At 69.1% G+C, this 12,485-nt stretch carries 11 protein-coding genes; 1 reads left to right on the top strand and 10 read right to left on the bottom strand.

What is annotated here, in order from left to right:
• Positions 1-2: 2 nt before the first annotated feature.
• From GA0116996_RS01390 to GA0116996_RS01345, 10 genes are all read right to left on the bottom strand, one after another.
• A complete protein-coding gene (locus GA0116996_RS01390) occupies positions 3-1,406 on the bottom strand; it encodes a formimidoylglutamate deiminase (RefSeq protein WP_092306603.1) in 1,404 nt (467 codons plus the stop codon).
• Positions 1,403-2,656, bottom strand: a complete 1,254-nt coding sequence (hutI, locus tag GA0116996_RS01385) for an imidazolonepropionase (protein ID WP_092306601.1) — start codon at positions 2,654-2,656, stop codon at positions 1,403-1,405. The genes GA0116996_RS01390 and hutI overlap by 4 nt, the downstream gene beginning before the upstream one ends.
• Positions 2,653-3,255, bottom strand: a complete 603-nt coding sequence (locus GA0116996_RS01380; protein ID WP_092306599.1) for a HutD/Ves family protein — start codon at positions 3,253-3,255, stop codon at positions 2,653-2,655. Before GA0116996_RS01380 ends, hutI begins: the two co-directional genes overlap by 4 nt.
• Entirely contained in the window at positions 3,252-4,952 is a 1,701-nt protein-coding gene (gene hutU / locus GA0116996_RS01375) for a urocanate hydratase (protein WP_092306597.1), read from the bottom strand. Before hutU ends, GA0116996_RS01380 begins: the two co-directional genes overlap by 4 nt.
• Before the next feature lie 86 nt (positions 4,953-5,038).
• Positions 5,039-6,613: a histidine ammonia-lyase gene (gene hutH / locus GA0116996_RS01370; RefSeq protein ID WP_092306595.1), complete on the bottom strand. Its 1,575-nt coding sequence runs from the start codon at positions 6,611-6,613 to the stop codon at positions 5,039-5,041.
• Positions 6,614-6,676: 63 nt separating this feature from the next.
• Positions 6,677-7,438 carry a histidine utilization repressor gene (gene hutC / locus GA0116996_RS01365; protein WP_012353725.1) on the bottom strand — a complete coding sequence of 254 codons (762 nt, stop codon included), beginning with the start codon at positions 7,436-7,438 and terminating at the stop codon, positions 6,677-6,679.
• Between the two features lie 6 nt (positions 7,439-7,444).
• Positions 7,445-8,224, bottom strand: a complete 780-nt coding sequence (locus GA0116996_RS01360) for an ABC transporter ATP-binding protein (RefSeq protein WP_012353726.1) — start codon at positions 8,222-8,224, stop codon at positions 7,445-7,447.
• Entirely contained in the window at positions 8,221-9,087 is an 867-nt protein-coding gene (locus GA0116996_RS01355; RefSeq protein WP_092306593.1) for an ABC transporter permease, read from the bottom strand. Before GA0116996_RS01355 ends, GA0116996_RS01360 begins: the two co-directional genes overlap by 4 nt.
• A gap of 28 nt (positions 9,088-9,115) precedes the next feature.
• The gene (locus GA0116996_RS01350; protein ID WP_092306591.1) at positions 9,116-10,084 is read right to left on the bottom strand and encodes an ABC transporter substrate-binding protein; all 969 of its coding nucleotides are present in this window, start codon (positions 10,082-10,084) and stop codon (positions 9,116-9,118) included.
• Positions 10,085-10,391: 307 nt separating this feature from the next.
• The gene (locus tag GA0116996_RS01345; RefSeq protein WP_092306589.1) at positions 10,392-11,411 is read right to left on the bottom strand and encodes an NAD-dependent epimerase/dehydratase family protein; all 1,020 of its coding nucleotides are present in this window, start codon (positions 11,409-11,411) and stop codon (positions 10,392-10,394) included.
• Positions 11,412-11,420: 9 nt separating this feature from the next.
• Between GA0116996_RS01345 and GA0116996_RS01340 the strand changes: the two genes are divergently transcribed.
• A complete protein-coding gene (locus GA0116996_RS01340; RefSeq protein ID WP_092306587.1) occupies positions 11,421-12,479 on the top strand; it encodes a CDP-6-deoxy-delta-3,4-glucoseen reductase in 1,059 nt (352 codons plus the stop codon).
• Positions 12,480-12,485 lie beyond the last annotated feature (6 nt).

The following is a 12,485-nucleotide window of genomic DNA, read 5'->3' as shown; positions in this document are numbered from 1 at the left end:
CTTCAGTTGGCCAATAGGCTGGCGCGCGCCGCGATGAACAGGCGCCCGGCGTCCGCCTGCAGCGGATGCGCGCCATGCTGCACGCGGCTGCGGCCGGCGGTGCGGACTTCCGCTAGTGTCTCATGGCCGTGGCAGGCGAACACGTGCGTGGCCAGTGCCTGCGGCCCGTCGAGTCCCGCCAGGGTCGGATGCGCGCCGTCCAGCACCACGAAGTCGGCCTGCTGGCCCGCAGCCAGCCCGGCCACCGCGCGGCCCGACGCACGTGCGCCGCCGGCCACCGCTTCCAGGTACAGGCGGTCGGCCACCTGCGCGTGGGTGTCGGATGCGAGCACGTTGCGGCGCTGCAGGCCGAGCCGCTGGCCGTATTCGAACAGCCGCAACTCCTCCGCCACGCTGACGCTCGCATGGCTGTCCGAGCCGATGCCCCATGCGCCCTGCTGCGCCAGGTAGGGCGCGGCCTCGAACACGCCGTCGCCCAGGTTGGCCTCGGTGGTCGGGCAGATGCCGGCCACCGCGCCGCTGTGCGCCAGGCGCCGGCGCTCGTCCCAGTCCATGTGGGTGGCATGCACCAGGCACCAGCGCGCATCGACTTCGACATGGTCGAACAGCCACGTCACCGGGCGCGTGCCCGACCAGGCGATGCAGTCGTCGACCTCCTTCTGCTGCTCGGCGATATGGATATGGACCGGCGCCTGCGCGTCGATCGCGCGCAGTCCCGCCAGCGCATGCACCAGGCTTGCCTCCGGCACCGCGCGCAGCGAGTGCGGTGCCAGCCCGAGGCGCGCGCCGGACTCGGCGCACGCCGGGTGCAGCCGTTCCAGCAGCTTCAGCATCGCATCGGTGTCGTGCAGGAAGCGCTGCTGCCCGGCCAGCGGCGGCTGGCCGCCAAAGCCCGCGGTCTGGTACAGCACCGGCAGCAGCGTCATGCCGATGCCGGTGCGCTGCGCCGCGCGCAGCAGCCGCAGCGACATCTCGGCGGCATCGGCATAGGGCCGGCCGCCTTCGTCGTGATGCACGTAGTGGAACTCGCACACGCTGGTGTAGCCCGCGCGCAGCATCTCGATGTAGAGCTGGGTGGCGACCGCTTCCAGCGTGTCGGGCGAGAGTCGCTGCGCAAAGCGGTACATCAGCGTGCGCCAGCTCCAGAACGAATCGGCACCGGCCGGATCGTCGCCTTGCGGGCGGCTGCGGAATTCGGTCAGGCCGGCAAAGCCGCGCTGGAACGCATGCGAATGCAGGTTGGACATGCCCGGCAGCACCGGGCCCGCCGCCTGCGGCACCCCAGCGGCAGGCGCTGCCCCCGGCTGCACGGCGGTGAAGCGGCCCGACTCGTCCCAGGCCAGCAGCACATCGCGGGCCCAGCCTTCCGGCAGCAGCGCAAACGGCGCAAACAGTTGTCCGCTCATGCCACGGCTCCCTCGCCCGCATGGACGCGCCCCTGGCGCACCACCGTAGCGACCGGATTGCGGCCGAACCAATACGCCAGCTCGGCCGGCGAATCGATGCGCCACAGCGCGAAATCGGCAACCCGCCCCGCTGCCAGCCGCCCATGGCGATCGGCGGCACCCAGCGCGCGTGCCGCGTGCCGGGTGACGCCGGCCAGCGCCTCCGGCACCGTCAGCCGGAACAGCGTGCAGGCCATATTCATCATCAGCAGCAACGATGTCACCGGCGAGGTGCCGGGGTTGTGGTCGGTCGAGATCGCCATCGGCACGCCATACTGCCGCAGCAGCGCGATCGGCGGCAGGTTGGTGTCGCGCAGGAAGTAGTAGGCGCCCGGCAGCAGCACCGCGACCGTGCCGGCTTCGGCCATCGCGGCCACGCCGGCTTCGTCGAGATGCTCGAGATGGTCGGCCGAGAGCGCGCGGTGGCGTGCCGCCAGCGCGGCGCCGCCGAGGTTGCTGAGCTGCTCCGCATGCAGCTTGACGCGCAGCCCGTGGCGCGCGGCGGCGTCGAACACCCGTTCCGTCTGCGCGATCGAGAAACCGATCGACTCGCAGAAGGCATCTACGGCATCGACCAGGCCTTCGCCGGCCAGCGCCGGCAGCATGGTATTGCAGACCAGGTCGATATAGTCGTCGGCGCGGCCGGCGTATTCCGGCGGCAGCGCATGCGCGCCGAGGAAGGTGGTGTAGACCGAGATGCCGAAATGCTCGCCCAGCCGGCGCGCCACGCGCAGCTGCTTGCGTTCGGCTTCCAGGTTCAGCCCGTAGCCGGACTTGATCTCGATGGCGGTGACGCCCTCGGCCAGCAGCGGCCGCAGGCGCGCCGCGGCCTGCGCGAACAGCGTGTCTTCGTCGGCGGCGCGCGTGGCGCGTACCGTCGACACGATGCCGCCGCCGGCGCGCGCGATTTCTTCATAGCCGGCGCCGGCCAGGCGCATGGCGAATTCGTCGGCGCGCTGGCCGCCGTAGACCAGGTGCGTGTGGCAATCGACCAGTCCCGGCGTGATCCAGGCGCCGTTGGCGTCATGGCGCGGTGCGCCGCGCCAGGCCGCGGGCAGGTCCGCCGCCACGCCAAGCCAGGCGATGCGCCCGTGCTCGACCACCAGCGCGGCATCGCGGATCGCCTGCGCGGGATCGGCATCGGGCAGCAGGTGGCAGTTGTGCCAGACGCCATCCGCGCTGGGGGCGGACGGCAAGGAAGTCGGTGTCATTGGCCAGGCTCCATCTCGAGGGTGACGCACAGGCACAGGGCCGCGTCACCGGCAGGTTCAAACGCGTGCGTCGATGCGGGACCGGCCGCGCGCGACAGCAACCCTTCGCCCGGCTGCAGCCGCAGGGCGTCGCTCTTTGCCTGCCAGGTACCGCTGACGGCCAGCAGGCACAGCGTGTGGCTGCCGGCGCTGACCGCAAACCCTGCGCGGAACGCTTCGACGCGCGCGCGGCAGTATCCGCGCCGCGTCATCACGTTGAAGTCGCGCGTGGCGCCATCGAGCAGCGTGGACTCCAGGCTGGCATCGCCGGAAAACGCGAACGGCTCGCCGACGCTGGCCAGGCGATGGCTGAAGCTGCCGTCGTCCGCGCGCAGCGCCACCCCCGCACCGTCGAGCAGCACGATCTGGCGGTCGATGCCGGGAAACGCCGAGAACGGCCCATCGCGTTCGATATCGGCCACGCTCAGGCGCCAGACAAAGTCATCCATGCCGGCACCCGGCGGCCACACCGCGATCTCGCGCGTGTTGCCGCCGCCGTTCTTCCAGCGCGTGGGGGCGATGTCGGCCAGCGCGAATGATTGAAACGGCGATACGCTCATAGGCCCTTCACCATCGGCAGGTCCAGGCCCTTCTCGTGCGCGCAGGCGATGGCGAGGTCATAGCCGGCGTCCGCATGGCGCATCACACCGGTGGCCGGATCGTTCCACAGCACGCGCTCGATGCGCTTTGCCGCAGCGTCGGTGCCGTCGCACACGATCACCACGCCGGAGTGTTGCGAGAAGCCCATGCCCACGCCGCCGCCATGGTGCAGGCTGACCCAGGTGGCGCCGCCGGCGGTGTTCAGCAGGGCGTTCAGCAGCGGCCAGTCCGATACCGCGTCGGAGCCGTCGCGCATCGCTTCGGTCTCGCGGTTGGGCGACGCCACCGAGCCGCAGTCCAGATGATCGCGGCCGATCACCACCGGCGCCTTCAGTTCGCCCGACTTCACCATCTCGTTGAAGGCCAGTCCTGCGCGATGGCGCTCGTCCAGCCCCACCCAGCAGATCCGCGCCGGCAGGCCCTGGAAGGCGATGCGGTCGTGCGCCATGTCGAGCCAGCGATGCAGGTGCTTGTCCTCGGGGAACAGTTCCTTCATCTTGGCGTCGGTCTTGTAGATATCCTCGGGGTCGCCCGACAGCGCGACCCAGCGGAACGGACCCTTGCCGCGGCAAAACAGCGGGCGGATATAGGCCGGCACGAAACCGGGGAAGTCGAAAGCGTTCCGCACGCCTTCGTCGAACGCCACCTGGCGGATGTTGTTGCCGTAGTCCACCGTCGGCACGCCCATCTTCTTGAAGTCGAGCATGGCCTGCACGTGCCTGACGATGGACGGGCGCGCGGCGGCTTCCACCGATTTGGGATCGTGCTGGCGCGCATGCTCCCACTGCGCGACGGTCCAGCCTTGCGGCAGGTAGCCGTTGACCAGGTCGTGCGCCGAGGTCTGGTCGGTGACGATATGCGGGCGCATGCCGCCGGCCTGCGCGCGCTGTGCCAGTTCCGGCACGATGTCGGCGGCGTTGCCGAGCAGGCCGACCGAGATCGCTTCCTTCCTGGCCGTGGCCTCGGCGATCATCGCCAGCGCTTCGTCGAGCGTGGTGGCCTTCTTGTCGAGATAGCGCGTGCGCAGGCGGAAGTCGATGCGCGATTCCTGGCACTCGATCGCCAGCACGCAAGCGCCCGCGAGCACGCCCGCCAGCGGCTGCGCCCCGCCCATGCCGCCCAGGCCCGCGGTCAGGATCCACTTGCCCGACAGGTCGCCGTTGTAGTGCTGGCGACCGGCCTCGACAAAGGTCTCGTAGGTACCCTGCACGATGCCCTGCGTGCCGATGTAGATCCACGAGCCCGCGGTCATCTGGCCGTACATCATGAGCCCGGCGCGATCAAGTTCGTTGAACTTGTCCCACGTCGCCCAGTGCGGCACCAGGTTGGAGTTGGCGATCAGCACGCGCGGCGCGTCCGGGTGCGTGCGGAACACGCCGACCGGCTTGCCCGACTGCACCAGCAGCGACTCGTCCTCGCCCAGGCGGCGCAGGCTGTCCAGGATGGCGTCGAAGCATTCCCAGTTGCGCGCCGCCTTGCCGATGCCGCCGTACACCACCAGGTCCTGCGGCCGCTCGGCCACGTCAGGATCCAGGTTGTTCTGGATCATGCGGTAGGCGGCTTCGATCAGCCAGTTCTTGCAGTGCAGCTGGGTCCCGCGCGGCGCGCGGATCTCGCGCTGGCCGCGTTGCAGGGATTGGGATTCGGGAGCGTTCATGTGTTGTTCTCCTTTTGGGATGGCGCTGGTGGCGCGATCAGATCGGTGTCAAGGCATTGGGTGCGTCGTCGGCTTCCGGATACGCATCAACTTGCGTTGGTCGGCAAAATCGCCCTGACTGCCTGCGGCCAGCCCGCCCCCGCATCCCCCTGCACCACCCACTGCTTCATCGCTTCGATATCCGGCGCCAGGTAACGGTCGCCTTCCACAAAATCCACCCGCGCCCGGATGCGGGCCAGTTCCTGCTCCACCAGCGGCGACGACTTCAGCGGCCGGTGGAATTCGATGCCCTGCGCCGCGGCCATCGCCTCGATGCCGACCACCACCGCGGTGTTGGCCGCCATCTCGCCCAGCCGGCGCGCGCCATAGGTGGCCATCGACACATGGTCTTCCTGGTTGGCCGAGGTCGGCAGGCTGTCGACGCTGGACGGATGTGCCAGCGACTTGTTTTCCGAGGCCAGCGCGGCGGCCGTCACCTGCGCGATCATGAAGCCGGAATTCAAGCCGCCGTCGCGCACCAGGAACGGCGGCAGGCCGGACAGCCCGGTATCGAGCAGCAGCGCCAGCCGGCGCTCGGAGATCGCGCCGATCTCGGCGATCGCCAGCGCGATGATGTCGGCGGCAAAGGCCACCGGCTCGGCGTGGAAGTTGCCGCCGGAGACCACATCGCCCTGCTCGGAGAACACCAGCGGGTTGTCCGACGCGGCATTGGCTTCGATCTGCAGGATGCGCGCGGCGTGCTGCAGGTTGTCCAGGCACGCGCCCATCACCTGCGGCTGGCAGCGGATCGAATACGGGTCCTGCACGCGGCCGCAGGCCTTGTGCGAGTCGACGATCTCGCTGCCATCCAGCATCGCGCGCACCGCGCCGGCCACGGCGATCTGGCCGGCCTGGCCGCGCGCGGCATGGATGCGCGCATCGAATGGCTTGACCGAGCCCTTGATCGCCTCCAGCGACAGCGCGCCGGCGACCAGGCCCGCGGCAAACGCGTCTTCGGCGGCGAACAGCCCGGCCAGCGCCAGCGCGGTCGACACCTGGGTGCCATTGAGCAAGGCCAGGCCCTCCTTCGGGCCCAGTTCGAAGGCCTTCAGGCCGGCATGGGCCAGGCCTTCGGCGGCCGGCACGCGCTTGCCGTCGACCAGCACCTCGCCCACGCCGATCAGCGTGCACGACATATGCGCCAGCGGCGCCAGGTCGCCCGAGGCGCCGACCGAACCCTTGGCCGGGATGCACGGCGTCACGCCGTGGTTGACCAGCGCCAGCAAGGCCTCGATCAGTTCGGGCCGCACGCCCGAATGGCCGCGCGCCAGGCTGACCGCCTTGGTTGCCAGGATCAGCCGCACCGTATCCCCGGCCAGGTCGGGGCCGGTGCCGACGCTGTGCGACAGCACCAGGTTGCGCTGCAGCTGCGCCAGCTTGTCGTGCGGGATGCGGCTTTGCGCCAGCTTGCCGAAGCCGGTGTTGATGCCGTAGACCACGGCGTCGGCGTCGATGATGTCCTGCACCGTGGCCTGTGCGGCGCGCACGCCGGCCCAGGCGGAATCGGCCATGGCCAGGCGCACTTCGCCGCGGTAGATGCGGCGCAGGTCGGCCAGGGTGACTTGGCCCGGCTGCAGGGTCAGCAGCGGACGAGAGGCGTGGTCATGTGGGCTGGCAGTCATTTGTATGTTCCTGTCTATACAGCTTAGGTAAAAATTTCAGGTAGCAGGCGGATTCTTGTGAAATCAGCCGAACGCGGGGTTGCCGTCGGCGCGGAAGCGGCTGCCGAGGCGATAGCGGTTGCCAGGGTGCAGGCAGCGCACGAAAGTCACCGGCACGCCGTTGGTCCAGGTGCGGCGGGTCAGCATCAGGCAGGCCTGCGTGGGCGGCATTTCCAGCTGCGCGGCCTGCTCCGGGGTGGCGGCAATGGCATCGACCACATGCTCGACCTGGTCGTAGGGCACGTGGCGCAGCAGGTATTCGCCGGGCTGGGTCTCGCTGAAATCCTGGGTGATGAAGTCGGGTGCCACGCGCGGATTGACGTAGCGGTCCTCCAGCTGCACCGGCACGCCGTCCTCGCGGTGCACGCAGACGGAATGGAACACCGATTCGCCGGTGCGCAGCTCCAGCGCCGCGGCCACCTCGATCGACGCCGAGACCCGCTCCACCAGGATCACGTCGCAGGCGTAGTCGTGCCCGCGCATGCGGATCTCGTCCTGCAGGTTGACCACCGACAGCAGCGTCGACTGCGGCTTGTGCTCGGCGACGAAGGTGCCCACGCCGGCCACGCGCACCACCCGGCCCTGCTCCTGCAGCTCGCGCAGCGCCCGGTTGACGGTCATGCGCGAGACGCCGAAGCGGTTCACCAGTTCCTGCTCCGACGGCACCCGGTCGCCCGGCTGCCACGCGCCGCTCTGGATCTGGCGGGCGATGTACTCCTTCACCTGCTGGTAGAGCGCGGTGGGAGAGGCAGAAGCGGAAGTCGGGGTGCCGGCGGCGTGGTTCATAAGGTCTTAGTGCTCGGCCGCGGCCATGGCCTCGGCGCGGATTTCCTCGGTCAGCCGCGCCTTGAGCGCGGAGAACTCCGGAGTGGTCTTGATCGTGTAATGGCGCGGATGCGGGAAATCGACCGCGATCTCGCTCTTGATCCGACCCGGCCTGGCGGAAAACACCGCCACCCGGTTGGCCATGAAGATGGCCTCGTCGATATCGTGGGTCACGAATAATACCGTCTTGCGCGAGGCCTCCCAGATGCCGAGCAGCAGCTCCTGCATCAGCACGCGGGTCTGGTTGTCGAGCGCGCCGAAGGGCTCGTCGAGCAGCAGGATCTTGGGGTCGTTGGCCAGCGCGCGCGCAATCGCGGTGCGCTGCTGCATGCCCCCGGACAGCTGCTTGGGGAAATGGTGCTCGAAGCCGCGCAGCCCCACGCGCTGGATAAAGAAGTCGCTGCGCTCTTTCTGCTCGGCCGCGCTCATGCCGCGCTCGCGCAGGCCGAAGCGCACGTTCTGCTCGATCGTCAGCCACGGGAACAGCGTGTACGACTGGAACACCATGCCGCGGTCGGCGCCGGGCGCGAACACCGGCTGGCCGTCGAGCAGCACGCGCCCGCTGGTCGGGGTATCCAGGCCCGCGACGATGCGCAGCAGCGTGGACTTGCCGCAGCCCGACGGACCCAGGATGGTGACGAAGTCGTTGTCGCGCACTTCGAAATCGACCGGCTGCAGCGCCAGCGTCTGGCCGCCGCGCGGGTTGGAGAAGGTCCGCGAGACCTGCTGGATGGACAGTGCGCTCATTGGATCGAACTCCACGGGAACAGGCGCTGGTTGGCGCGCTTGAAGACAAGGTCCGAGACCAGGCCGATGCAGCCGATCACGATGATGCCGAAGATGATCTGCCCGGTATTGAGCAGCGCCTGGCTGTCGGTAATCATGTGCCCGATGCCCGACGACGAGCCGATCAGCTCGGCCACGATCACGTAGGTCCAGGCCCAGCCCAGCACCAGCCGCAGGATCTCGGCGATTTCCGGCGCCGCGCCCGGGATCAGCACGCGCCGCACGATGCCGGCGCTGTTGGCGCCCAGCGTGTACGCGGCCTCGACCAGGTCCTTGCGCGCGCCGCCGACCGCCACCGCCACCATCAGCACGATCTGGAAGAACGAGCCGATGAAGATCACCAGCAGCTTCTGCGCCTCGCCGATGCCGGCCCACAGGATCAGCAGCGGGATAAAGGCGGACGCCGGCAGGTAGCGGCAGAACGAGACAAAGGGCTCGAAGAAGGCCTCGGCCGCCTTGTACGCGCCCATGAAGATGCCCAGCGGCACCGCGATCACCGCCGCCAGCACGAAGCCGCCGACCACGCGCCACACCGTCATGCCGATGTCGCCGATGAAGTTGTGCTCGGTGAACAGGATCAGGCCCTCTTTGGCCATCGTCATCGGATCGGCCAGGAACGTGCGCGGCACGAAGCCGCCCAGCGTCACCACGGCCCACACGCCGAAGAACAGCACGAAGAAGGACAGGCCCAGCATCCAGCGGGTGTTGGGCGCCACCGGCACCAGCGGTGCCAGCCACGGATGGCGCCGTCGCTGCGGCGCTTCCCCGGTGGGGGCCGCCACGGCGGCGGCCGGGGCGGGTGAACCAATACGGGCTTGCGTCATGACGTCACGCCTCCTGAGAACTGCCGGGTTACTTGAGGAAACGCGCGTCGTACAGCTTGGTCACGTCCGGCACCTGGCGGATCACGCCGATGTCCAGCAGCACCGCGGCGGCTTCCTTGCTGAAGCTGGCGAGCTCGCCCTCGAAGAATTTCTTGTTGGCCTCGCGGTCCTGCCAGCGCAGGTAGGCGGACGACTTGGCGAACTGCTCGCCGGTCTGCTTGACCGCCGCACCCATGATGTCGTTGGCCTTGGCCGGTTCCTTGCGGATCATCTCGAGCGCCTCGAAGTAGCTGTCGACCAGCGCCTGGGCGGCCTTGGGATTGTCCTTGAGCCACTTGGGCGCGCAGCCGAGCGTGTCGGTCACCATCGGATAGTCGAGCGTGGTCGCCAGGATCTTGCCCTTGTCCGGGTTCTGGCGCACCGTCGACAGGTACGGCTCATAGGTCATGGCGCCGTCGTTCTGGCCGGCGACGAAGGCCTGCGCCGCGGCCTGCGGCGACAGCGTGGTGGTTTTCACGTCCTTGAGCGACATGCCGTTCTTCTTCAGCATCCAGGCCAGCCCGAAGTACGGCGCGGTGCCCGGCGCATCGACGCCGATGGTCTTGCCCTTCAGGTCGGCAAAGCTCTTCACGTCGGCGCGCACGGCCAGGCCGTCGGCGCCGTAGGACTTGTCGAGCTGCACGATCTGGGTGATGGGCACGCCATTGGCGTTCCAGGCCACATGGGTTTCCACGGTGGTGGCCGCGCACTGGATCGCGCCGGAGGCCAGCGCCAGGTGGCGGTCCTTCTGCGGGATCATCTTGATCTCGACGTCGACGCCGTTCTTCTTGAAGATGCCCGCCTTGTCGGCCAGCGTCAGCGGCGCGAAGCCGGTCCAGCCGCTCATGCCCAGCGTTACCGGCGTGTTCTGTGCCTGCGCCGCGCCGGCCACCAGGGCCGCAGCCAGCACTGCCACCTGCCCTGCCACCCGACCGCGAAACCTGCTTGGATTCCTCATCTGTACGCTCCTTTGGTGTGTCCGTCGACGGCAGGCCATGCATGTGGCCGTGCTCGTTTTCGGGCATTAAACAATGCCTGTATATACAAGTCAACGTAGGGCTTCCACCAAGCAACCAGGCGGATAATCGCCTTAAAAAGCGCATTTCATCGCGGAACCGCCCTTTAGGCGATGCACTGTCCTGGTCCCGGGTTTGAACCGCCGGCACCAGTCAGGCGCGTGAAAAGTGTTGCTGTATAGACAGGAATCGGAAGACGCCGTGGGGCTGCAAGCCCCGTGCCAGCGGCACGGGGATGCGTTGGAGCAATCAGCCGAAGAAGTCGGCGACGGTGGGATAGCGCAGCCGCAGACGCAGTTCGCGCTTGAGCCGGCGGTTGTCGAGCCGGCGCGACTCGCTCATGAAGCTCAGCAGGGTCTTGTCGATCACCTGGAGCGCCTCGCCGCGCGTGATGCGCGGCGGACGCGGCAGCCCGCGGCGTTCGGCGACGAGGTCGAAGTAATCCGCCATGCGCAGCTCGGTATCGTCGCTGGCGTGGACCACGCGCTGCGGGCGGCCGCGGAACAGCGCCGCCACCATGATGCGCGCGAGGTCGTCGGCGTGGATGTGGCTGGTATAGACGTCGTCCTGGCGCACCAGTGCCGGCGTGCCGCGCTTGAGCCGGGCCAGCGGCAGGCGGTCCTCGGCGTAGATGCCGGGGATGCGCACAACGCTGGCGCGCCAGCCGGCATCGCGGCCGAACCCCCGCACCGCCTGTTCCGCCGCGACGCGCCGGCGCGCGCGGGCGGTCTGCGGCCGCACCGGATGGAACTCGGCCACGCGCGCGCCCTGGCGATCGCCGTAGACGCCGGTGGTGCTGGCGTAGACAAACGCAGCGCGGGGCCGGGTACGGTCGGGTAGAATGGCGGGCTCGCCGGGAAGCATGCCGGCAGCCGTCCTGGCACGGCGCCACGCGGTCCGGCGCCAGGTGGTCCGGCGCAATATGGCGAGCAGCGCACGCGTGCGCGGATCGCCTTCGCCCTGCCCGGGTGGTGGCGCCAGGTCCAGCACCCGCGTGGCCAGCCCGCGCAGCCGTGCCAGCGTGGCCGGCCGGTCCAGGTCCGCCACCAGCGGCACCGCGCCGGCGGCACGCAGTTCGGCGCGGCGTGCCGGCTGCGAGGTCACGGCGAAGACACGCATGCGCGACGACAGGATACGCAGGCAGCGCGTCCCCACATCCCCGCAGCCGACGATCAGCAGGCGCGGGCGGCCCAGCCGGCGCGCTGGCGCCGGCAGTTGCGGTGGTTGCGGGAATCGCGCGGGCTGCAGCTTCGACAGAATTTGGCTCATAGACCGATTATGGCTTATCAAGTAACCGTCATGCCCAGCGGCCACAAGTTTGAAGTGGCCGCGGACGAAACCATCCTCGGCGCGGCCCTGCGCCACAGCATCGGGCTGCCGTACGGCTGCAAGAACGGCGCCTGCGGTTCGTGCAAGGGCCGCGTGCTCGAAGGCAGCATCGTGCAGGGCGACCATGCCCCGTCGGCGCTGACCGCGCAGGAAAAGACCGAGGGCCGCGCGCTGTTCTGCTGCGCCAATGCCGCATCGGACATCACCATCGAATGCCGCGAGGTCCATGGCGCCGGCGACATCCCGATCAAGAAGGTGCCGTGCCGCGTCACTTCGCTGGAGCGCCTGGCCGACGACGTGATCGCGATCAAGCTGCAGCTGCCCGCGACCGAACGCATGCAGTACCTGGCCGGCCAGTATGTCGAATTCCTGCTGCGCGACGGCAAGCGCCGCAGCTATTCGATCGCCACGCCGCCGCACGAGGACGGCCCGATCGAACTGCATATCCGCCATATGCCGGGCGGCGCCTTCACCGACTACGTGTTCGGCGCGAAGGAAGGCCAGCCGGCCATGAAGGAGCGCGACATCCTGCGCTTCGAAGGCCCGCTGGGCAGCTTCTTCCTGCGCGAGGAATCGGAAGCGCCGATCATCCTGCTGGCTTCGGGCACCGGCTTCGCCCCGATCAAGGCCATCGTCGAGCATGCCGCCTACACCGGCATCCGGCGCCCGATGACGCTGTACTGGGGCGGCCGCCGGCCCAAGGACCTGTACATGCACGCGCTGGCCGAGCAGTGGGCGCGCGACCTGCCCAACTTCCAGTACGTGCCGGTGGTCTCCGACGCGCTGCCGGAAGACAACTGGCAGGGCCGCACCGGCTTCGTCCACCAGGCAGTGATCGCCGACTTCCCCGACCTGTCGGGCCACGAGGTCTACGCCTGCGGCGCGCCGGTGATGATCAATGCCGCGCGCGGCGACTTTACCCGCCAGTGCAAGCTGCACGAAGACGCCTTCTTCGCCGACTCGTTCACCTCCGAGGCCGACCTGCACCCGGCCACCCCGGCGGCCTGAGCGCCG

Source organism: Cupriavidus alkaliphilus, from assembly GCF_900094595.1.
Taxonomy (GTDB): domain Bacteria; phylum Pseudomonadota; class Gammaproteobacteria; order Burkholderiales; family Burkholderiaceae; genus Cupriavidus; species Cupriavidus alkaliphilus.
This window is presented reverse-complemented; position numbering and strand designations above follow the sequence as displayed.

What these genes read in the sequence shown, in the direction of transcription:
- GA0116996_RS01360 (WP_012353726.1), bottom strand. Translation starts at nt 8,224, where the DNA reads ATGAGCGCACTGTCCATCCAGCAGGTCTCGCGGACCTTCTCCAACCCG.
- GA0116996_RS01340 (WP_092306587.1), top strand. Translation starts at nt 11,421, where the DNA reads ATGGCTTATCAAGTAACCGTCATGCCCAGCGGCCACAAGTTTGAAGTG.
- hutC (WP_012353725.1), bottom strand. Translation starts at nt 7,438, where the DNA reads ATGAACCACGCCGCCGGCACCCCGACTTCCGCTTCTGCCTCTCCCACC.
- GA0116996_RS01355 (WP_092306593.1), bottom strand. Translation starts at nt 9,087, where the DNA reads ATGACGCAAGCCCGTATTGGTTCACCCGCCCCGGCCGCCGCCGTGGCG.
- hutU (WP_092306597.1), bottom strand. Translation starts at nt 4,952, where the DNA reads ATGAACGCTCCCGAATCCCAATCCCTGCAACGCGGCCAGCGCGAGATC.
- GA0116996_RS01390 (WP_092306603.1), bottom strand. Translation starts at nt 1,406, where the DNA reads ATGAGCGGACAACTGTTTGCGCCGTTTGCGCTGCTGCCGGAAGGCTGG.
- hutI (WP_092306601.1), bottom strand. Translation starts at nt 2,656, where the DNA reads ATGACACCGACTTCCTTGCCGTCCGCCCCCAGCGCGGATGGCGTCTGG.
- GA0116996_RS01345 (WP_092306589.1), bottom strand. Translation starts at nt 11,411, where the DNA reads ATGAGCCAAATTCTGTCGAAGCTGCAGCCCGCGCGATTCCCGCAACCA.
- GA0116996_RS01380 (WP_092306599.1), bottom strand. Translation starts at nt 3,255, where the DNA reads ATGAGCGTATCGCCGTTTCAATCATTCGCGCTGGCCGACATCGCCCCC.
- GA0116996_RS01350 (WP_092306591.1), bottom strand. Translation starts at nt 10,084, where the DNA reads ATGAGGAATCCAAGCAGGTTTCGCGGTCGGGTGGCAGGGCAGGTGGCA.
- hutH (WP_092306595.1), bottom strand. Translation starts at nt 6,613, where the DNA reads ATGACTGCCAGCCCACATGACCACGCCTCTCGTCCGCTGCTGACCCTG.